The organism is Streptomyces aculeolatus (assembly GCF_020400605.1).
Classification (GTDB): Bacteria; Actinomycetota; Actinomycetes; order Streptomycetales; family Streptomycetaceae; genus Streptomyces; species Streptomyces aculeolatus.
The window spans coordinates 294,665-315,243 of the sequence record NZ_JAINRD010000002.1 but is presented as its reverse complement, the minus strand read 5'-3'; the positions used below and the strand labels follow the sequence as shown (position 1 = coordinate 315,243).

Below are 20,579 nucleotides of genomic sequence, written 5' to 3'. Positions count from 1 at the left end.
GGTTTTTACTCGGCGGGAATTCACCGGACAAAAGGGCGCACGGAAAACAGCGGAAAACGCCATGCCGAAGCGGGGAACCCCGGTTGAGGGATTCCCCGCTCGACGTTCCGGGAAAAGTCAGACCTTCGCCTCTTCCCCGACCTCGGCCGGCGGTGGCGAGGCCGTCTCCGGTGCCCGGCGGCCGGGCATCCACCAGTTGGTCTTGCCGCACAGCTCCATCACCGCGGGCACGAGCACCATCCGCACGATGGTGGCGTCGATGAACACGGCGACGGCCATGCCCAGTCCGATCTGCTTGACCGACACGTCGTGGCCGAGCAGGGAGGTGGTGAAGACGGCGATCATGATGGCCGCGGCGGCGGTGATGACCTTCGCGGTCCGCGCCAGTCCGCGGGTGACGGCCGTGCGGGTGTCGCCGGTGCGCTCGTACTCCTCGCGGACCCGCGAGATCAGGAAGACCTCGTAGTCCATCGACAGGCCGAAGAGCACCGGGAACATCATCATCGGCACCCAGGTGGTGATGGGCATGTCGGTCGGGAACCCGAGGGCCGAGCCCAGCCAGCCCCACTGCACCACCGCGACCAGCACGCCGTACGCGGCACCGATCGACAGCAGGTTCATCACGGCGGCCTGGAGAGCGATCGTCACCGACCGCACCAGCGCGACCAGCAGCACGAGCGACAGCACGATGACGACCGCGATCATGAACGGCAGCCGCGAACTGGTCTCCTCGGCGAAGTCGATCGCCCCGGCGTTCGGCCCGCCGACCCGCACGGCCTCGCCGCCGGGCACCTCGGGCAGCACGTCGTCGCGGAGTTCGTGCACGAGGTCCGCGGTCTTCTCGTCCTGGTAGCCGGTCTCGGGGAACGCCATGAAGGTGGCGGCCTCGCCGTCCTCGCTGACCCGCGGCTGCGTCACGTGGGCGATGCCCGGCGTGCCGTCGACCGCCCCGACCGCGGGGGCCAGGTCGCCGCCCGCGGCGTCGACCTCCGCGGCGAAGATCAGCGGTGCGCCGTAGCCGGGGCCGAAGCCCTCGGAGACGATCTCGTACGAGGTGTAGCTGCTCCGGTCGCGCGGCTGGACGCTGGCGTCCGGCAGGCTGAGCCGCATCGACAGCGCCGGCGCGGCGAGCAGCAGCAGCCCCGCGACCGCCAGCACCGCCGCGACCAGCGGCCGGCGCTGCACCACGCCGGCCCAGCGCTCCGCGGGGGTGCGGCGCTCGGCGGCGGGGGCGTCGTCGCGGGCGCCGCGGGCCGTGCGGCGGGGCAGCCGGAGCGAGTTGATCCTGTGCCCGGTGAAGCCCAGGAACGCCGGCAGGAGGGTCACCGCGGCGACCATCGTCACCAGCACCGTCAGCGAGGCGGCGACGGCCACGCCGGTCATCAGCCGCTGCCCCATGGTGACGAGGCCGAGCAGCGCGATCACCACGGTGGTGCCGGCGAAGAGCACGGCGCGGCCCGCGGTCGTGATCGCGCCCACGGTGGCGTCCTCGGGACTCTCCCCGTTCTGCAGTTTCTCCTTGTAGCGGGTGACGATGAACAGCGCGTAGTCGATGCCCACGCCGAGGCCGATGAGCGCGGAGACCAGGACGGTGAAGTCCGGCGAGGGGACGACGTGCCCGACGATCTTCATGAGGGCGATGCCGCCGAGGATCGCCATCAGCGCGGTCACGATCGGCAGCCCCATCGCCACCAGCGAGCCGAAGGAGATGAAGAGGATCACCGCCGCGGCCAGCACGCCGACGCTCTCGGCGGGGCCCTGCTTGGGCGTCTCGGCCTTCTCCGCCTTGTCACCGCCGAGCCCCATGAGCACACCGTCGCCGGAGGCCTCCTTGACGGTGGTCACCAGAGGCTTGACGTCGTCCTTCGTCGCCTCCTTGTCGGTGAGCGGGATGGTCGTGCGGGCGATGCGGCGGTCCTCGGTGACCAGTTGCTCGTCGTCGTACGGCGACGTCACCGGACCGGTGACCGGCGAGTCGGCGAGGTCGGCGACGACCTTCTCGACCTTCTGCCGTACGGCGGGATCGTCCATCCCCGCGTCCGCCTTGACGGCGAGGGTCAGGGTGTCGCCCTGCTCCTCGGGGAAGTGCTTCTCCATCAGGGCCTGCGCCTTGGCCGACCCGGAGTCCCCGCCGGAGAAGTCGTTGTCGGGGTCGGCCGCGAGGCCGAAGCCGGCGGCCGCCACGACGAGCACGCCGGCGATCCAGGCCAGCAGGACCAGGCGGCGGCGCCGGTGGCAGAACCGGGCCAGTCTCGCCAGAGCCCCGTCCGGGCGGGCGGTCTCGGTGGACATCATCGTCTCCTCGGGTTTCGTGCGGTGCACCCCTCATCCTCGGGACGGGGATCACCGGAGTCGACGTACAGACGCAGGCACTCCGCGGGCCGCACTACCGCGGCCGCGGTACTCCTCTTGCAGTACATGTCAAAGCAGGGGCCGCGGGGGGCGCGGCCGCGGGGGCTGCGGATCAGACGAAGGAGAGCCGGCGCGCGACGACGGGGATGACGACGCCGCCCGCCAGCAGGTGCGTGCAGACCAGCACGGCCTGCGTGGTGTCCGCGGTGTGCGGCGCGAAGCCGGGGCCCGCGAGGGACAGGACCGTGAACGCCCCCGCGCACGCCGCGAAGACGCGGGCCGGGCGGCGGAGGCCGCGCCCCGCGCGCCGGGCGAGGTGGGCCAGGAGCACCGCGAGGGCGATGCCGCCGAGCGACCACAGCACGACGCTGCGCGCGACGCCGCCCACCGGGATGGCGGTGGCCTCGTCCTCCCCGATCCCGGCCGCGACCATCTCGACGCCGGCGCCACGCGCCAGCAGCGTGAACGACTCCGCCACCACCGCGGCGGCGAGGGTGGCCAGGACGGCGACGAGCCACACCGGCCGCGCGGCCAGCCAGGCGGCCGACGGCGACGACGGGGAGTGGGACTGGGGGGCGGTCGCGGCCATGGCGCTGCCTCCTGTTCCGGCGCGGGAAGGGGGTGGACCTTCCGTACGGTAAGGCGGCGACAGGCCGATGCCCATCGGGGCGTGGTCAGTTGAGCACGGGGTTGACGAACGGGGCGGCTCCGGCGTACGCGTCCGCCGGAGCCGCCCGTACGCCCCGGGGGGGCTCAGAGGGCTTACGCGGAGACCGCGCGCCGGGCCTTGGCCAGCGCGAGACCGCCGAGGGCCAGTCCGACCACGCCGAGCAGCAGGGCGACGATCGCCCCGCCGCGGCCGGAGCCGGAGCCCACGTCGTCGGAGCCGGCGAGCGCCACCGCGCCGATGACGATGCCGGCCGCCGACGCCACCACGGACGCGACCGGCCCGCCGAGGCCGGAGCCGAGCTTGCGGGCAAGCGCGAGCCCGCCGAGCACCACGCCGATCAGTGCCACGATGGACGCGGCCATGGCCGGTCCGCGGCCGGAGCCGTCGTCTTTCTCGGCCGCGACCGCGACCTGCGCGGCCGCCGGCGCCGCGCACACGACGACGGCGAGCACGGCGGCCGCAGCGGCGGTGGACAGGTGACGGACGGACATCGGGGACCCCTTCGGTCGCACGGCGGTTGGCGGCGTCAGCGTACGAACCGGGCGGGCCGCGGGTCGTCCTCCAGACGCGGCCGATTTGCGCTACCACCGCGGCGGTACCCGGGCGGGGTGAGGACTGCGGCCACAGCATCCGGCTACCGCAGCCGCAGCACCGGCACGCCCGCGCGCCGCCGCGGGGTTTCTCCGAATGGCGTCGAAACGCCCTGGAAATGCCCCTCCACCGCGGCGTTAGCGTGCGGCCATGGCTTCCAAGGTGAGTTCTTCTCCGCCGGCGCGGGGCGCGGGATGGCTGCTGTGCCTGATGTTCGCCGCCTTCGTCATCGGCACCGACGACTTCGTCATCGCGGGCGTGCTCCCGGACATCGCCGCCGACCTGGACGTGAGCGAGGCCGCCGCCGGGCAGTTGGTGACGGTCTTCTCGGTGACCTTCGCGGTGGCCGCGCCCGTGCTCGCGGTGGTCACCGCGCGGCTGCCCCGCAAGACCCTGATCGTCGGCGGCCTCACGGCCTTCGCCGTGGCCAACACCGCCACCGCGCTGGCCCCGAACTACGCGACCCTGATGGGCGCGCGCGTGCTGACCGCGCTGATCGCGGCCACCGTCTCGCCCGCGGCCTTCGCCGCGGCGGCGCGGCTGGCGGCGCCGGAGCGGATGGGCCGGGCCATCGGCACGGTCGCGGCGGGCCTGACGCTCTCGCTGTTCACCGCCGTCCCGGCGGGCACGCTGCTGGGCGACGCCTTCGGCTGGCGGTCGACGTTCGTGGCGGTCGCCGCGGCCACCGCGCTGGTCGCGGCGGCCTCCTCGGCGGCGCTGCCCCGGCTGGCCGGCGCCCCGCAGCTCGGCGTACGCGGGCAGTTGCGGATCCTGGGCCGCCCCGCGGTCCTGCTCTGCGCGTCCTGCACCGTGGTCTGCGCCGGCAGCGGCCTGATGGTGTACACCTACGTCGCGCCCCTGACCCGCGACCTCACCGGCCGCGGCGGCGGCGTGCTGGCGCTGTTCATCGCCGTGGTCGGCGTCGCCGGGGCGGTGGGCACCGGCGCGGGCGCGCTGCTGACGGACCGCTGGGGCCCGGACCGTACGCTGCGCGCCTCGATCGGCGGCGTCGTGGCCGCGACGGCGCTGCTGGCCGTCATCGGGGCGACGGGCCGCACGGCGCCGGTGTGGCTGGTCGCGCTCAACCTGGCGGTGTGGGGGTGCGCGGCGTGGAGCTTCACCCCGCCGACGAACACCCGGATCCTGCAACTGGCGGGCGAGGCCGGCACGGAGGCGGTGGCTCTCAACACCAGCGGTCTCTACGTGGGCGTCGCGCTGGCCGGCGCGGGCGGCGGCGCGGCGCTGGCCGTCTCCGACGGCACCGGCGTCGCGGTCACGGCGACGGCGGTGGGACTGGTCGCGTACGCCGTGACGGCGGTGGCGATACGCCGCTACCCGGCGGGCGGCCCGCCGCCCGGGCCGGCGGCCGCGCCCGTGCCCGTACCCCCGCGCCCGCGCCCGCAGCCGGAGGAAATACCGTGAACACGGGATGAGCCCCGGGGCCCCCGCCGGGGTACGGTCGGTGCACCGGCTGTCCCCGGCCCTCCGGGTCAACGGCATCCCCGCGCCGCGCTCAGCGGTCGCTCGTCGTGATCCGCCACGGGCCCCACCATCCGGTCGCGCCCTGCCCGCGCTCCCGCTCCGCGCGGGAGTAGCGGGCGAGGTCGCGGGCCGAGAACAGGGCCATCCCCGCGTGGAAGCCGGCCACGGGCACCGGCACCCGGGCCCAGTAGGCCAGCCGCCCGTCGACGTACCACTCCACCTCGGACGTCCCGGCCCGGTAGCCGACCGCGTAGCGGTGCGGACGGCCGGGTGCGGTGGGCACGTCCATGACGACGCGGTGGATGTAGTGGTCCTCCGGCCGGCTCACGCCGGGGATCACCAGCCGCTCGACGACCGCGTACACGGTGTCGTTGGTGGCGGCGGCGTTGATGACGACGCCGCTCTGCAGATCGAAGAGGTTGACGGTGCCGAAGGCGTCGAGCAGGTCGTACGGCACCTGCCCGTAGGTCCGCACCGCCATCTCCACCTCGAACGTCAGCCGCCCCGCCGCCGGCACGTCGAACCGCCGCACCGACCGGTACATCTGCTTGGCGTTGTTGCGCCGCGGGTCGGTGTCGTGGAAGCGGCTGAACGGGTTCACGGTCAGCGTCAGCCGCCCGTCCCCGGTGGCGACCCGGGCGTTGTCGTCCCGGTACTCGTGCCGTGCGCCCCCGGCCCCCGTCATCTCCATGACCCGCCAGCGCGCCGGGTCGAGGGCGCCGCGGGTGAAGTCGTCGTAGAGCCACGTACTTGCCACGGATGCGGAAGTCATGTGACCCACCATCGACCGGCCCGCGGGGCCCGGAACATCCCGGATTCACGCGGTCCGCCCGCCGGCCGACGCCAATTCCGGCCGGCGGGGCGGGCGTCAGCCGGCCTCCGGGAAGTGGCACGCGGCCTCCCGTGGACCGCCGCCGACGGTCAGCAGCGCCGGGCGTTCCGTCCGGCACACGTCCTGCGCCTTCGGGCAGCGCGGGTGGAACGTGCAGCCGCCGGGCGGCGCGGCGGGGCTGGGCAGGTCGCCCTTCAGCACGATGCGCTCGCGGGTGCGCTCCACCGCGGGGTCCGGCACGGGGACCGCGGAGAGCAGGGCGCGGGTGTACGGGTGGGCGGGACGGGCGTAGACCTCGTCGCGGGGGCCCAGCTCCACGATCCGGCCCAGGTACATCACCGCGACGCGGTCGCAGACCCGCTTGACCACGGACAGGTCGTGGGCGATGAACAGGTAGGCCAGGCCGAGTTCGCGGCGCAGCCGCTCCATCAGGTTGACGATCTGCGCCTGGATGGAGACGTCGAGCGCGGAGACCGGCTCGTCGGCGACGATCAGCCGCGGCCGGGTCGCCAGCGCCCGCGCGATGGCGACGCGCTGCGCCTGGCCGCCGGAGAACTGGTGCGGATAGCGCCGCAGGTGCTCCGCGCCGAGCCCGACCTGCTCCAGCAGTTCCGCGGCCCGCGCCCGCGCCTCGCGCGGGTCGGTGCCCTGGACGGTCATCGGGTCGGTGAGGGTGCGGATCACCCGGTGGCGGGGGTTGAGCGAGGAGACCGGGTCCTGGAAGACCATCTGCACGTGGCGGCGCACCGGCCGCAGCGCGCGCTGCCCGATGTGGGTGATGTCCGTCCCGTCGAACGTCACGGATCCGCCGGTCGGCTCCAGCAGCCGGACGAGCATCCGCCCGGTGGTGGACTTGCCGCAGCCCGACTCCCCCACCAGGCCCAGGGTCTCGCCGGGCCGCAGGTCGAAGCTGACGTCGTCCACCGCCCGCACGGCGGGGGCGGCGCGCCCGGTGCGGGTGCGGCGGCCGGGGAAGGTCTTGACGAGGTTGCGCGCCGACAGCAGCGGGGCGCCGGCGGCCGGGTCCCCCGCGTCCTTGGTGAGCGCCGCGGGGGCGGCCTCGGGGATGGGCGTCATCGGGTTCCCTCCGGGGCGGGGGTCGGGTCCTGCGGGTCGGGGAGGCCGCCGGCCGGCCTGTCCGACGGCCGCCGGGACGGCCGCCCGGACGGGCCGTCGGCCAGGGGCAGATGGCAGGACGCCAGCCGTCCCGCCCGCAGCGGTACGAGATCGGGGCGCGTCCCCTCGCACCGTGCGCGTACGTCGCCGGAAGCCTCGGCGGCGCGGAAGCAGCGCGGCGCGAACGCGCAGCCCGGGCCGGGGGCGAGCAGCGAAGGCGGGCTGCCGGGGATGGTGTGCAGGGGCACGCCGGGGTCGTCGTCGAGCCGCGGCAGCGAGTCGAGCAGCCCGCGGGTGTACGGGTGCGCCGGGTCGGCGAACAGCTCGTCCACCGGCGCCTGTTCCGCCGGCCGGCCCGCGTACATCACCAGGACCTCGTGCGCGACGCGCGCGACCACTCCGAGGTCGTGGGTGATCATCACGACGCCGAGGCCGCGTTCGGCCTGGATCCGGGCGATCAGCTCCAGGATCTGCGCCTGCACGGTGACGTCGAGCGCCGTGGTCGGCTCGTCGGCGATGAGCAGGTCCGGCTCGCACGCCAGCGCCATGGCGATCATGACCCGCTGGCGCATGCCGCCGGAGAACCGGTGCGGGTGGTCGGCGGCCCGGCGCGCGGGCTCGGGGATGCCGACCTCGCCGAGCATCTCCACCGCCCGGCGGCGCGCGGCGCGGCGGCCGGCGCCGAAGTGCACGCGGTACGCCTCGGCGATCTGCTCGCCCACCGTGTAGAAGGGGTGCAGGCTGGACATCGGGTCCTGGAAGATCATCGCCATCCGCCGCCCGCGCAGCTTCGCCAGCTCCCGGTCGGGGAGCCCGCGCAGCTCGCGGCCGGCCAGCTCGACGGACCCGCTGACCTCGGCGCCGCGGAGCAGCCCCAGCACGGCCAGGGACGTCACGGACTTCCCCGACCCGGACTCGCCGACGATGCCGAGGGTGCGGCCGGCCCGTACGGTGAAGTCGATGCCGTCCACGGCCCGTACGGGCCCGGCGGCGGTCGGGAACGCGACCCTCAGGTCGCGTACGCGCAGCAGCGGCGGCTCGCCCGCCCGGTCGGCGGCCCGGTCGCCGGCCGCGGCGGCGGCGGTCGTGGGGGCAGTGCTCATGTTCAGTACCTCACCCTCGGGTCGACGACCGCGTAGAGGATGTCCACGACGAGGTTCGCCGCCACGATGAAGAAGGCCGCCAGCAGCGTGACCCCGAGGATCACCGGCTGGTCGGAGCGTTGGAGTGCGTCGAAGAAGAGCCTGCCGACGCCGGGGATGCCGAAGATGCTCTCGGTGATCACGGCGCCGGCGAGCAGCCCGCCGAGGTCCATGCCGAAGATGGTCAGCACCGGGGTCATGCCGGAGCGCAGTCCGTGCTTGACCACGACGGCGCGCTCCGGCATGCCCTTGGCGCGCGCGGTGCGGATGTAGGGCTGCGCCATGGCCTCGATCATCGAACTGCGGCTCTGCCGCGCGTACATGGCGGCGTACAGCAGTGCCAGCGCGGTCCACGGCAGCAGCAGGTTCGCGGCCCAGTCGAGCGGGTCGTCGGTCAGCGCGGCGTACTCGGGGTACGGCAGCACGCCGGCGACGCGGACCACGCCGTGGATGAGCATCACCGCGGTGAAGTACACCGGCAGCGACGCGGCGGCCACGGCGCCGACCATCAGGGTGCGGTCGGTGCGCGTGCCCTTGCGCAGGGCCGCGGCGATGCCCGTGCCGAGGCCGAGGACCAGCCACATGAGCGCGGCGCCGAAGGCCAGTGACGCGGAGACCGGCAGCCGGTCGGTGAGCAGGTCCCACACCGGCAGGGAGTACTCGTAGGAGTAGCCGAAGCAGGGGAAGCCGCACTGGAGCGCGTGCGGCCCCTCCCCCAGCTCCCGGCCCGCGAAGATGCCGGTGAGGTAGTCGGTGAACTGGCGCCACAGCGGCTCGTCGAGCCCCATGGAGTGGCGCACCTCGGCGAGCCGTTCGGGGGTGCAGGTCTTGCCGCACGCGGCGGCCGCGGGGTCGGCGGGCAGCAGGTAGAAGATGGTGAAAGTGACGAGGCAGATGGCCAGCATGACGCCGGCGACGCCCACGAGCCGGCGGGCGAGGTAGAGGATCACGCGCGGTCTCCCCGGGGGTCGAGGGTCTCCCGGAGGGTGTCGGCGAGGACGGTGAACGCCAGCACGGCCAGGAAGAGGAAGGCGCTGGGGATGACGAAGTACATGGGGTCGGTCTCGTAGTAGGAGACCGCCTCGGAGATCATCTGGCCCCAGGAGGAGGTCGGCGGCTGTACGCCGACGCCGAGGAAGCTGAGCGCGGCCTCGGTGCTGATCATCCCGGGGATCAGCAGGGTGGTGTACGCGATGACGGGGCCCGAGACGTTCGGCAGGATCTCCCGGGTGACGATCCGCCAGGCCCCGAAGCCGCCGGCGCGGGCGGCGTCGACGTACTCGCGGTGCTTGACCGACAGCGTCTCGCCGCGCACGACGCGGGCGATGCCGGGCCAGCCGAAGATGCCGATGACCCCGGTCATCAGCAGCACGCGGTTGACGTCCTGGGCCACCGCCATCATCGCGATCATGAAGATGAGGGAGGGGAAGGACATCGTGAGGTCCATCAGCCGGCTGAGCACGGTGTCGACCCGGCCGCCGAAGTAGCCGGCCGCGATGCCCGCGGCGGTGCCCACGACGACCACGATCGCGGTGGCCGCGAACGAGATGAACAGGGAGACCTGCCCGCCGTGGACGACCCGCGCGAACAGGTCGCGGCCGGTCACCGGCTCCACGCCCAGCCAGTGCTCGGCGCTGATCCCGCCGAGCGGCCCCTTGGGCAGGCCGCCGAGGTACGGGTCGACGGCGGTCTTGTCGAACTCCGTCGGGGACCAGCCGCCGAGCGCGCTGAGCAGCGGCGCGGCGGCGGCCATGAAGACGAGGAGCGCGACGACGACGAGGGCCGCGCAGGCGCCGCGGTCGCCGCGTACCGCGTGCCACGCCAGGCGCCAGGGGCTCCGGCCGGCCTCCTCCTCGGGGTCGGCCGGCGCCCCGGCGCGCTCGGACCTCGGCCGCCCGGAGCCCTTGCGGAGTACCGTCATGAGGTGCCCGGGTCCTTGAGACCGATCACGGCGTAGTCGAACTGCCCGGTCCAGACCGGGTGTCCGAAGGCGCCGGCGATGTTGTCGCCGACGAGCAGCGGCTTGCGCTCCCACAGCAGCGGGACGGCCGGCGCCTTGGCCATGATCTGCGCGTCCAGCTCCGCCCACGCCTTGTTCGCCTCGGCCACGTCGGTCAGGGTGGCGATGCGGTCCATCTCCCGCATCACCTCCTCGTCGCGGAACTGGGCGTAGTTGCCCTTGTTGCCGGTCTCCTGGATGGTGCGGCCGTCGAAGACGAACGGCAGGAAGGTGGCGCCGGAGGGGTAGTCGGGGCACCAGCCGCTGATCGCCATGTCGGGCGCGTTCTCGGTGTCGCCGATGGTGTCGTAGTAGACGGAGGGGTCGACCGTCTGGATCTTCACGGTGACGCCCACCCGGTCCAGGCTCTGCTGGAGCGCCTCGGCCCTGGTCTTGTCGCCGGTGGAGACGGTGAGGGTGGCGGTGAAGCCGTCGCCCTTGCCGGCCTCGGCGAGCAGCTTCTCCGCCTTGTCCACGTCGCCGGCGGGCGGGATGCCGAGGACGTCGGCCTTCTTGCCGCCGGCGAGCGCGGGCGGCAGGTAGGCGGTGGCGACCTCGTTGAGCGCGGGACCGCCGTTGGCGGTGGCCTGGGCCTCCCGGTCGACCGCGTACATCATCGCCCGGCGCACGGCGGGGTCGTCGAAGGGGGCGCGCGCGGTGTTGAGGTGCAGCATGTCGGTGCAGCCGGTGGTCTCGGCGGCGAGCCGGGCCTTCACGTCCTCCTTGGAGAGCACCTTGGCCACGCTCTCGGGGCGCATGTCCGACCACTCCACGGCGGAGGCGTCGCCGCCGCCGCCGGCGATGAGCCGGTCGTCGATCTGGTCGCCGCCGAGGCCCATCTTGACCACGATCCGGTCGGGGTACGCCTTGCGCACGGGATCTGTCGACGCCTTCCAGTGCTCGTTGCGTACGAGCACCAGCTCCTTGCCGCGGTCGTAGCGGTCGATCTTGTACGGGCCGGAGGAGAACGGCCGCTGGTCGTACTGGACGCCCTTGTCCTGGGCCCGGGGCACCGGCGCGAACGTCGGCAGGGTGGCGGTGTAGGAGAACTCGGCGATGGGCCGGTTCAGATGGAAGACGATGGTCCGCTCGTCCGGGACCTCGACGGAGTCCAGGTGCTCGCCCTTCAGCGGGCCCGCGTACCCCTCGGTGTCCGCGAGGTACTGCTGCGCGTAGTCCGGCCCGCCGGTGAGGTCGGGGGCGAAGGACCGCTCGACGTTGTACTTCACGTCCGCGGCCGTGACGGTGCTGCCGTCCTCGTACTTCAGCCCCTTCTTCAGCGTGAACGTCCACACCTTGCCGCCCTCGGAGGGCGTGCCGAGGTCGGTGGCCAGGTCGGGGACGATCTCGGTGCCCTTCTTGCCGGGCTCGGCCCGGAAGGTGGTCAGGGTGCGGTAGAGCAGCCGGATGCCGAAGTCCATGTCCGGCATCGTCCAGTTGCGGACCGGGTCGAGGTGGGCGAAGTCCTGGTTGGACAGCACGGTCAGCGTGCCGCCGCGCTGGGGGGTGCCGCCGATGACGCCGGTGGCGCCGGGGTTGCGGCGGTCGCCGCCCCCGGAGTCACCGGAGTCGGCCGAGCAGGCGGCCGCACCTGCGGTGAGGGCTGCCGCGAGAGACGCCGCGAGCGCGGCGCGCACACTTCTGCTGATCATGTTCCACTCCGTCGTGGGTGGGTCCGGGGGGGGATCCGAGATCACCGAGGGCAGCGGGGCCGTCCGGCCCGCTTCCCTCCACTGGCGCGGTGTGTAACATAATAATGTGCAATTTTATTGGCAAGGGATCAGCGGACTCGTTACGCACCCGTGTCCGGCACCCCACGCTCACCAGGAGCCGCCCCGATGGACAAGCCCCTCGCCCGTCCGCACACCGGCAGCCACGACCTCGACGTCTCGGCCGCCCTGCACACCTTCATGGGCAGCGCGTGGGCGCCCAGCCCGCTGCCGTCCGGCGTCCGCGTCCCCGGGTACGACGCGCTCGCCGGCCGCCGCGCCCGGCTGTCCGCCCGTTTCCCCGGCGAGCGGCTGGTGCTGCCCGCCGGGGAGCTGAAGGTCCGCTCCAACGACTGCGACCACCGCTTCCGCCCGCACAGTGCGTACGCCTGGCTGACCGGCCTGACGGGCGAGGACCAGGCCGGACACGTCCTCGTCCTGGAGCCCGCCGGGGCCGAGGGGCACGAGGCCGCGCTGTACGTGCGCCCGCGCTCGGACCGGTCCACGGACGAGTTCTACCGGGACCGCCGCTACGGCGAGTTCTGGGTCGGCCGCCGCCCCGACCTCGGCGAGGCCGCCGAACTGACCGGGCTGGCCTGCCGGGACCTCGACGACCTGGCCAAGCTCACCGCGGGACCGCGGCCGCCGGCCCGGGTGCTGGCCGGGGTCGACGCCCGCACGGACGGCCTCTTCGACCGCGGCCCGCACAGCGCCGCCGAGCCGGACCGGGACGCCGAACTGGGCACGTACCTCGCGGAGTTGCGGCTGCTGAAGGACGAGTGGGAGGTCGGCCAGCTCCAGCTCGCCGTCGACCACACCGCCGCCGGCTTCGAGGACGTCGTACGCGCCCTGCCCGCGGCCCTGCGCCACCCGCGCGGCGAACGCTGGATCGAGGGCGTCTTCCAGACGCGCGCCCGCGCCGAGGGCAACGGCACCGGCTACGAGACGATCGCCGCCTCCGGTGCACACGCCTGCGTCCTGCACTGGATCCGCAACGACGGCCCGCTCGACCCGGGCCACCTGCTGCTCCTCGACGCCGGGGTGGAGACCGACACCCTCTACACCGCCGACGTCACCCGCACCCTCCCGCTGTCCGGGCGCTTCTCACGCATCCAGCGGCAGGTGTACGAACTCGTCCTCGCCGCCCAGAACGCCGGCATCGCCGCCCTCCGGCCGGGCGCCCGCTTCCGCGACTTCCACCGGGCCGCGATGGCGGTGATCGCCGAGGGGCTGTACGACTGGGGCGTCCTGCGGATCACCCCGGAGGAGGCGCTCGCGCCCGACAGCGGGCTGTACCGGCGCTACACCCTGTGCAGCAGCGGCCACATGCTCGGCCTCGACGTGCACGACTGCGCCAAGGCCCGGGCGAGCCAGTACCTCGACGGGGTGCTGGAGGCCGGCCAGGTCCTCACCGTGGAACCCGGGCTCTACCTCCAGCCCGACGACGAGACCCTGCCGCCGGAACTGCGCGGCATCGGCGTGCGGATCGAGGACGACCTGGTGGTCACCGAGGACGGTGCGCGGCTGATGTCGGACGCGCTGCCGCGTGACCCGGACGCGGTCGAGGAGTGGATGGGGACGCTCCTCGACGGCTTCCGCCCGGGGGCCTGAGCGAGGGCCGGGCCGGGCGCCGTCCACGCCCGCGCCCGGCTCCGCCGGGCCCTCCCCCGCCGCCCGCGGCGCGCCGCAACGCGCCGCGGCGGCGATGCGTCGGGGCGCGGGGCATCGGGGCGCGTGCGCCGGATAGGGCAGTGCGCCGGGGACGGCGGGTCGCGGGAACCGGGCGCGGGGAGCGCTCCGGTGCCCACGGTCGTGGCCCTGCGCCCCGCGCCCCGCGCTCCGACGCGGCGGCGGGCTCAGCCCTCGCCGAGGCGCAGCGCGCTGGCGCGCTTCGCGGCGCTGCGCTGCCCGGCCGCCCACAGGGTGCGGATGTGCCCGAGGTGCCCGGCCATCAGCTCCTGTGCCGCCGCGGCGTTCCCGGCGATCATCAGGTCGAGCAGCGTGATGTGCTCCTGCGCGGAGTCGACGAGCGCGCCGGCGCGGTCGAGGTCCGTCAGCCCGTACAGCCGGGAGCGGTTGCGCAGTTCGGCGACGACGGTGACCAGGTGGTCGTTGCCCGCGAGCGCGAGCAGGCTGAGGTGGAAGCGGCGGTCGGCCTCCAGGTAGCCGATGAGGTCGTGGTCGCGGGTGGCGGTGACGATGTCCTCGGCGAGCGGCCGCAGCGCCTCCAGCTGCTCCGCGGTGGCCACTTCGGTCACCCGGCCCACGGTGGGGATCTCGATCAGCTCGCGGATCTCCGTGTAGTTGTCGAGATCGCCCTCGGTCATCTCGGTGACGCGGAAGCCCTTGTTGCGCACGGCCTCGACCAGGCCCTCGCGGGCGAGGTCGAGCATGGCCTCGCGCACGGGCGTGGCCGAGACGCCGAACTCCGTGGCCAGCGCGGGCGCGGAGTAGATGACGCCGGGGCGCAGCTCGCCCGCTATCAGCGCGGCCCGCAGGGCGTTGGCGACCTGGTCGCGCAGGTGCTTCTGCACCGAGATGAGCTTGCCCCGCTTCGCCTCAGCCATGGTGTTCCCTCCGCAGGCGGCAGGGGCTCGATGCGCGATGTGACATTTTTGTATCGTACCCCGCTCGTCCGCCCCGGCGGCCGAGGGCCGGGGCGGACGAGCGGCCGGGGGTCCCGTACGCGAGGTGGTGCGGTGGGTCAGCTCAGGCCCTCGGCGAGCAGCTTCTCGGTGATGCCCCGTACCGCGGCGGCCTGTTCGTCGGTCAGCGGCGAGCGCGGCGGGCGGCAGGGGCCGCCGTGCAGCCCGGCGACGTCCATCGACAGCTTGATCGCCTGGACGAACTGCGGCTTGGAGTCCCAGCGGAGCAGCGGGTGCAGGGCCCGGTAGAGCGGCTTGGCCAGCGCCAGGTCGCCGTCGACGGCGGCGCGGTACAGGGTGGCGCAGGCTTCGGGCAGCGCGTTGGGGAAGCCGGCGATCCAGCCGGCGGCGCCGGCGACGGCCAGCTCCAGCAGCACGTCGTCCGCGCCGATCAGCAGGTCGAGTCCGGGCGCCAGCTCGGCGAGTTCGTACGCGCGGCGGACGTCGCCGGTGAACTCCTTGACGGCGACGATGCTCTCCTCGCCGTGCATGGCGGCGAGCAGCGCGGGGGTGAGGTCGGTGCGGGTGTCGTACGGGTTGTTGTACGCGACCACCGGCAGGCCGACCTTCGCCACCTCGGCGTAGTGCGCGCGCACCGCCGCCTCGTCGGCCCGGTAGGCGGTGGGCGGCAGCAGCAGGACCGAGCCGACGCCGGCCTCCGCCGCCCGCTCGGTCCAGCCGCGGGCCTCGGCGCTGCCGTACGCCGCGGCGCCCACCATGACCCGGTCGCCGTCGCCCGCCGCGGCCACGGCGGTGTGCACCAGGCGGATGCGCTCGTCGTCGGTGAGGGTCTGGTACTCGCCCAGGGAGCCGTTGGTCACGACCCCGTCGCAGCCGGCGTCGAGGAGCCGGCGGACGTGCTCGGCGTAGGCGTCGAAGTCCACGGTCAGGTCGGGGCGCAGCGGGAGGGCGGTGGCGACCATGAGGCCGTGCCAGGGGCGGGACCGTTCCTGTGGGGCAGAGGTCATGGAGTCTCTCCGGATGAGTCGCGGCAGGCGGGCGGGACCGCGCGGTCGCGGACCCGTGGACAACAGTACAATGTCACATGGTTCAGGCGGTACCGGGCCGGGTGCCCGATGCCCGCGCGGCGGGCGCACACGGACGGCCCGGGTGGCGGCGGTGGTGCGCTCCGCTCGCCACCCGGGCTCCCCCGGCTTCCTCCCTCCGCTGTCGTCGTGGTGCCCTTCCGCCGTTACCGGGCCGCCGCCCGGTCGCTACCCGGTCAGTACTCCGTGGTGACCGTGGCCCCGCTGAAGTCGGCGGCGGCGGCGAGGCTGAGGTAGTTGTATCCCGCCGGCGGGTTGCTCACCGTCAGGGTCTCGCTGTTGTCCGGCCCCGTCGACCTGCTGGTGTAGCCGCCTGTCGTGGCCCAGGTGGCGCTGTTGTAGTAGAGGTCCGCGTTGCCCGTGCCCCCGGTGGCGGTGATCTTCAGTTGCCGGGTGCCGGCCGGGACGTAGAGGTAGAAGTACGCGTAGTCGCCCACCGCCGCGGAGACGCCGCTGCGCCTGCAGTTGCGGTCCATCTGACGGGTGTCGGCGCCGGTGCACTCAGTGACGCCGCCACCGCCGCCGCCTCCGCCGCACTCGCCGGCGGCGCACGCGGTGAGCCACGAGTACCAGTCGCCGTCGTGGCGCGAGCCGATGCTCCCGGTCAGATAGCTGCGCGCGGCACTCCAGTTGCCGGCGCGGTAGTGGCCGAGGACGGTGTCCGCCTCGGCGCGGTGGGACTGGAGCATGTACCGGACGGCCAGGTAGCCCCACCGGTAGACGCGGGTCTGGTCATGGCTGTACGTGGTGTCGAAGAGCGTGCTCAGCGCGTAGGTGCGCCGGCCCGCCTCGGTGAGGGCGGCGTCGTAGCGCAGGTTGCGGTACGAGTAGGACACGTACTCGGCGAAGCCCTCGATCCACCAGATCGTCGGGGTGGAGACGTTGGCGGTGAAGTCGCCGTACATGTTGAAGCGGCCGTCGAGGTAGTGCGTGTACTCGTGGTTGAGGTTCCAGATCTCGAACGCGGGCCGCACCCACTCGGCCTCGTAGGCGATGAACCGGGGCTGGTTGCCGGCGGCCGAGGGGTCCCCTTCCAGGTACATGCCGCCGTTGTTGGTGTCGATGCCGAACATCGCGCCGGCGTAGGTCTGGTAGTCGGTGCTGGAGTCGAACGCGACCACCTCCAGGGTGGTGTTGCGGTCCCCCGCGACCGGCCCGCTGTCGCGCGCGATGCCGTGAAAGAACGCGTCCTGGCCGGCCAGGCTGCCGCACGACTCGCTGAGCTGCGCGGCGGTCATGTCCTGGGCGCGGATGCGCAGGCTGCCGCTGCACGTGTGGCTGATCGGCAGTACGGCGGCGAGCAGGCGCTCCTGGAGGTTGCAGGTGCCGTAGTAGGTGCAGTTGGCCCTGTCGTAGAAGTCGGCCATCTCGGCGAAGCCGACCCACAGGGGCGCGGTCCTGCCGGTCATGGAGGTCTGGCCCAGCAGCCCCGCGCCCTTGGGCCGGACGTCGGACTGGAGGGCGGAGTGCTGGAGGAATCGGCCCAGTTCGCGGCCGGCGTTGGAGGCCAGATAGCCGCGGTCGGTGCCGAGCAGGCCGAGGTGCCCGGAGGCGAAGTCGTACAGCGTGGTGAGCACGCTGCGGTCGGAGGTGACGGCGCTGACGAACTCCGGCACCTGGTGGCCGCGGAAGAGCACCGTGTAGACGCTGTTGACGGCGTTGAGCATCCACCAGGAGCCGTCGTACGAGCTGTTGTAGCCGTTCAGCAGCCGCTTGACGACGTGCAGGTAGCGGGCGTTCTCCTCGGCGCTGTCGATGAGGATCACCGCCTCCGCGAGGGTCTCGCCGTTGGCGTCGCTGACGTCGAAGGCGTGGCTGCTCGCGAAGAAGGCGTCCAGACCGGACCGGATGGCGGTCGTCAGGCCCGGGCCGTACGGGCCGACCGCGGACTCGTTGTACCAGTGCACGTAGTAGCCCGCGCGCAGGTAGAGCACCAGCTGCGGCATGCCCGTGCTGCTGTTGCCGGGGTAGGCGGACGAGCCGTCGCGCAGGGCGTACGCGACGCTCGTCATCTGCTCCTCTCTGAAGGCGTAGTAGGCGTCGCCGCCGGTCAGGCTGAACAGCGTGTTGACGCAGTCGGTGGTCGACGCCTTGATCTGCGCGACCAGCGCGCTGCCGGTGCGGCCGGTGAAGTCGCCGGTGCTGCACGCGGCGGCGGCCGCGTCGGCGCCGGCCCCGCCTTCGGCCGCCCGGCCCTCGGCGGCCGCGCCCTTGCCGGCCGCCTTCATCGACGGACGGACGCGCTGCGCGGAGGTGGCGGGGCCGTCGTAGTCCCGCTTCAGTTCGTCCTTCGACGCGGGCAGCGGCGCGCGCTGCCGCGGCTTCTGCGCGCCCTTCCCGACGTGCTCGGGCTCGGCGCCGTCCTGCGCGACCGCCGAGGACCGCGGTGGTGCCTGCGCCTTTCCGGGGTCCTGCTGGTGCCCTTGCGCCCGCGGCTGCGACTGCGCTTGCGACTGCGCCTGCGCCGCGGGGCGTTCGGGTGCCGTCCCGGCCTGTGCCTGCGTGGCGAGCAGGCCCGTGCCCAGGCTGAGGGTCAGGGCCAGGACGAGGACTCCTGGCCCCCGCCGTCTCACCGGTCTCCGTCTCACTTGCCGCCTCCCGGGTTGCGAGATTCTTGGCATGAACACGTGCATGACGGTGCAGTAATATGTCACACATCACATGTCCGAGGAAGGCGTCGCGCAGGAAGTCGTCGCTCACCGCCTCTTCTTGCCGGTCATGGCGTCGAGTTCGATGGCCAGGGGGGTGGCGGTGAAGACCGAGGAGTACGTGCCCGCGGTGATGCCGATGAGGAGCGCGAGCGCGAAGTCCGTGAGGGCCCCGCCGCCGAGCAGCGCCAGCGCCGCGAGGATGAAGACGGCACCCATGCCCGTGTTCACCGTGCGCGGCACGGTCTGCAGGATCCCCGTGTTCGCGGCCGCCCGGAACGGCTTCTTCCGGTCGCCGGCGACGAGTTCGCGGACGCGGTCGTACAGGACGACGGAGTCGTTGACGGAGTAGCCGATGACGGTGAGCAGGGCGGCGAGGAAGATGCCGTCGATGGGCTTGCCGAGCCAGGCGAAGACGCCCACGAGGATGACGGCGTCGTGCATGAGGGCCACGACGGCGGAGGTCGCGTACGTCCAGCGGAAGCGGACGGCGAGGTAGACGAGTTGCGCCGCCAGGGCGACGCCGAGCGCGATGAGCGCGCCGGTGCGCAGCTCCTCGCCGAGGCTGGGGCCGATCATCTCGTCGCGGACCAGCTCCGCGCCGCCGCCCAGCTCCACCACCGCGGCGGTGACCCCGGCCGCCTCGTCGTCGGACATCTCCTCCGTACGGACGGTCAGCTCGCTGTCGCCGGAGGTGTTGACGACGGCGCGCGGCTGCCCGGCGTCGGCCAGCGCGGTACGGGCCTCGTCGGCGTCGACGGGCTGGGTGGTCGAGTACTCGATGAGCCGGCCGCCGGTGAACTCGACGCCGAAGTCCGGCCCGCGGAGCACGATGCCGCTGCCGGCCAGCAGCAGGGCGACGCCGGAGACCGCGAGCCAGCGGCGCGAGTGCCGCATCAGCTGGGGGTTGCGCCGGACCAGCCAGGCCCGTACCCGGCCGTGGCCCGCGATCCCGGAGCGGCCGGGACGCCGCCGCACGGAGCGGCGGCCCGCGGCGAACTCGGCGAGCACCCGGGTGACGACCAGCGCCGAGAACATCGACGCCAGCACGCCGATGGCGAGCGTGACGCCGAAGCCGCGCACCGGCCCGGAGGCCAGGAAGAAGAGCAGGCCGGCGGCGATGAGCGTGGTGACGTTGGAGTCGGCGATGGCACTGAACGCCTTGCGGAACCCGCCCGCCAGCGCGGTGCGGACGGTGGGCCGCCGGAGGCCGGCGTACTCCTCCCGCGCCCGCTCGAAGACCAGCACGTTCGCGTCCACGGCCATGCCGATGGCCAGCACGAAGCCCGCGAGCCCCGGCAGCGTCAGGGTGGCGCCGAGGGCGGCGAGTGCGGCGTACGAGACGAGGGCGTAGCAGGCCAGCGCGACAGTGGCCAGGAAGCCCATCAGCCGGTAGACGAAGACGATGAACAGCGAGGTCAGCGCGGCGCCGATGAGCGCGGCCCAGGCGCTGGCGGAGATGGCGTCGGCACCCAGGGTCGGGCCGACGGTCCGCTGCTCGACGGTCTCCAGCGGCACGGGCAGGGCGCCGCCGTTGACGAGCAGGGCCAGCTCGCGGGCCTCGTCGCGGTCGAAGTCGCCGGTGATCTGGGTGGAGCCGCCGGTGATGCCGGTGCGGCAGCCGACGCCGGGGTCGACCTGCGGCGAGGAGATGACCTTGCCGTCCAGCACGATGGCGATGCGCCGCGCCGGGTCCCCGGCGGACGCGCACGCGGCGGCGCCGGTCAGCCCGGCCCACTCGTCGCCGCCGGCGCCGTCGAAGCCGACGGTGACGAACCAGCCGCGGGCCTGCTGGGTGTCGAAGAGAGCCTCGGCTTCGGCGACGTCCGCGCCGGTGAGCGCGGAGGGCCCGAGCCGCAGCGGCTGCCCGGCCTCGTCGGGCAGCACCTTGCCGTCCTCGTCCTTGCCGTCCGCCTTCTTGCCGTCCGCCGGCTTGCCGTCGGCCCTCGCGTCCGCCGCGATGCCGAGGACGGGGTGGAAGGTGAGCTGGGCGGTACGGCCGAGGAGGTCGGCGGCCTCCCGGGGGTCCTGGACGCCGGGCAGGTCGACGATGATCCGCTTGTCGCCGGAGCGGGTCAGGGTGGGTTCGGTGACGCCGAGCGCGTCGATGCGGTTGCGTAGCACTTCGAGGGTGTGGTCGGTGGTGTCCGCGTCGGCCTTCGCGGTGTCGGAGTCGTGGGCCTCCAGGACGATCTGGGTGCCGCCGCGCAGGTCGAGCCCCAGGTGTACGGGCACGAGCAGGGCGACGGTGGCGGACAGGGCGAGAACGGCGAGGGCCAGCACGGCCCGCACGCGGAAAGCGCGTGTCATGGGTTTGCTCCAGCCAGGCATGGCGCGGCGGCCCGCG

Annotated in this window: 15 protein-coding genes; 2 read left to right on the top strand and 13 right to left on the bottom strand. The window is 73.7% G+C overall.

Translation table 11 applies throughout. The features are described 5' to 3' along the window. Positions 1–117: 117 nt before the first annotated feature. From LG396_RS05725 to LG396_RS05715, 3 genes are all read right to left on the bottom strand, one after another. On the bottom strand, positions 118–2,322 hold the full coding sequence (locus tag LG396_RS05725; protein WP_018839514.1) for an MMPL family transporter: 2,205 nt from the start codon (positions 2,320–2,322) through the stop codon (positions 118–120). 142 nt (positions 2,323–2,464) lie between these two features. Continuing rightward, entirely contained in the window at positions 2,465–2,941 is a 477-nt protein-coding gene (locus tag LG396_RS05720) for a DUF6069 family protein (RefSeq protein ID WP_225793886.1), read from the bottom strand. A 173-nt stretch (positions 2,942–3,114) separates the two neighbouring features. Continuing rightward, the gene (locus tag LG396_RS05715; protein WP_018839512.1) at positions 3,115–3,513 is read right to left on the bottom strand and encodes a DUF6223 family protein; all 399 of its coding nucleotides are present in this window, start codon (positions 3,511–3,513) and stop codon (positions 3,115–3,117) included. A gap of 250 nt (positions 3,514–3,763) precedes the next feature. Here LG396_RS05715 and LG396_RS05710 point away from each other — a divergent pair, with 250 nt between their 5' ends. Beyond that, positions 3,764–5,035: an MFS transporter gene (locus LG396_RS05710; protein ID WP_225793885.1), complete on the top strand. Its 1,272-nt coding sequence runs from the start codon at positions 3,764–3,766 to the stop codon at positions 5,033–5,035. A 91-nt stretch (positions 5,036–5,126) separates the two neighbouring features. Here LG396_RS05710 and LG396_RS05705 read toward each other — a convergent pair whose 3' ends face one another. The 6 genes from LG396_RS05705 to LG396_RS05680 form a co-directional block, all read right to left on the bottom strand. Continuing rightward, positions 5,127–5,867 carry a DUF6081 family protein gene (locus tag LG396_RS05705; protein WP_130457716.1) on the bottom strand — a complete coding sequence of 247 codons (741 nt, stop codon included), beginning with the start codon at positions 5,865–5,867 and terminating at the stop codon, positions 5,127–5,129. Between the two features lie 96 nt (positions 5,868–5,963). Next, complete coding sequence (locus LG396_RS05700) at positions 5,964–7,004, bottom strand: ABC transporter ATP-binding protein (RefSeq protein WP_225793884.1); 1,041 nt, start codon at positions 7,002–7,004, stop codon at positions 5,964–5,966. Beyond that, positions 7,001–8,146 carry an ABC transporter ATP-binding protein gene (locus LG396_RS05695; RefSeq protein ID WP_225793883.1) on the bottom strand — a complete coding sequence of 382 codons (1,146 nt, stop codon included), beginning with the start codon at positions 8,144–8,146 and terminating at the stop codon, positions 7,001–7,003. The genes LG396_RS05700 and LG396_RS05695 overlap by 4 nt, the downstream gene beginning before the upstream one ends. 2 nt (positions 8,147–8,148) lie before the next feature. Further along, positions 8,149–9,135 (bottom strand): ABC transporter permease, encoded by a 987-nt coding sequence (locus LG396_RS05690; RefSeq protein WP_018854384.1) that lies wholly within the window; start codon positions 9,133–9,135, stop codon positions 8,149–8,151. Continuing rightward, positions 9,132–10,106, bottom strand: a complete 975-nt coding sequence (locus LG396_RS05685) for an ABC transporter permease (RefSeq protein WP_225793882.1) — start codon at positions 10,104–10,106, stop codon at positions 9,132–9,134. The genes LG396_RS05690 and LG396_RS05685 overlap by 4 nt, the downstream gene beginning before the upstream one ends. Beyond that, on the bottom strand, positions 10,103–11,836 hold the full coding sequence (locus LG396_RS05680; RefSeq protein ID WP_225793881.1) for an ABC transporter substrate-binding protein: 1,734 nt from the start codon (positions 11,834–11,836) through the stop codon (positions 10,103–10,105). The genes LG396_RS05685 and LG396_RS05680 overlap by 4 nt, the downstream gene beginning before the upstream one ends. A gap of 186 nt (positions 11,837–12,022) precedes the next feature. Here LG396_RS05680 and LG396_RS05675 point away from each other — a divergent pair, with 186 nt between their 5' ends. Continuing rightward, positions 12,023–13,504 (top strand): aminopeptidase P family protein, encoded by a 1,482-nt coding sequence (locus tag LG396_RS05675; RefSeq protein ID WP_037748523.1) that lies wholly within the window; start codon positions 12,023–12,025, stop codon positions 13,502–13,504. Positions 13,505–13,749: 245 nt separating this feature from the next. Here the strand turns inward: LG396_RS05675 and LG396_RS05670 are convergent, their stop codons facing one another. The 4 genes from LG396_RS05670 to secD all read right to left on the bottom strand — a co-directional run bounded on the left by LG396_RS05670 (position 13,750) and on the right by secD (position 20,542). Continuing rightward, a complete protein-coding gene (locus tag LG396_RS05670) occupies positions 13,750–14,460 on the bottom strand; it encodes a GntR family transcriptional regulator (protein WP_225793880.1) in 711 nt (236 codons plus the stop codon). Between the two features lie 137 nt (positions 14,461–14,597). Continuing rightward, positions 14,598–15,461 (bottom strand): dihydrodipicolinate synthase family protein, encoded by an 864-nt coding sequence (locus tag LG396_RS05665; protein ID WP_225794010.1) that lies wholly within the window; start codon positions 15,459–15,461, stop codon positions 14,598–14,600. Positions 15,462–15,760: 299 nt separating this feature from the next. Further along, positions 15,761–18,157, bottom strand: coding sequence for a M9 family metallopeptidase (locus LG396_RS05660; RefSeq protein ID WP_225793879.1), 2,397 nt, complete (start codon positions 18,155–18,157; stop codon positions 15,761–15,763). A 123-nt stretch (positions 18,158–18,280) separates the two neighbouring features. Next, on the bottom strand, positions 18,281–20,542 hold the full coding sequence (secD, locus tag LG396_RS05655; RefSeq protein ID WP_225793878.1) for a protein translocase subunit SecD: 2,262 nt from the start codon (positions 20,540–20,542) through the stop codon (positions 18,281–18,283). Positions 20,543–20,579 lie beyond the last annotated feature (37 nt).